This window comes from Ruegeria sp. CH2, from assembly GCF_056537065.1.
Map to the genome: position 1 here is coordinate 1 of NZ_JBQFQV010000064.1, position 537 is coordinate 537.

1 protein-coding gene is annotated in these 537 nt (G+C 61.3%); it reads right to left on the reverse strand.

Annotated features, from left to right (window positions below):
* Positions 1-537: formate--tetrahydrofolate ligase (locus ACR0M9_RS21140; RefSeq protein ID WP_480774611.1), on the reverse strand; the 537-nt coding region annotated here is incomplete at both ends.

Here is a 537-nt window from a genome sequence, read left to right on the forward strand (position 1 = left end):
CCAGATCGGCCTTGGCGACACCGCCATTCATCTTCATCGCCCGCACGGTGGCAACCAGAACCACGGCAGAGGGCGCAATGCCCGCCTTGCGGCACTTGATGTTCATGAACTTCTCGGCACCCAGATCGGCGCCAAAGCCCGCCTCGGTCACCACATAGTCAGCCACTTTCAGCGCGGTCCTGGTGGCAATGACCGAGTTGCAGCCATGCGCGATGTTGGCGAACGGGCCGCCATGGACAAAGGCCGGGTTGTTTTCCAGCGTCTGCACCAGGTTCGGCTGCATCGCGTCTTTCAGCAGAACGGTCATCGCACCTTCGGCCTTGATGTCGCGGCAGTAGACCGGGGTCTTGTCGCGGCGATAGGCCACGATGATGTCACCCAGACGCTTTTCCAGATCCTTCAAGTCGTTGGCCAGACACAGGATCGCCATGACCTCGGACGCCACAGTGATGTCAAAACCTGTTTCGCGCGGGAACCCGTTCGACACGCCGCCCAGGCTGGCAGTAATCTGGCGCAGGGCGCGGTCGTTCATGTCAA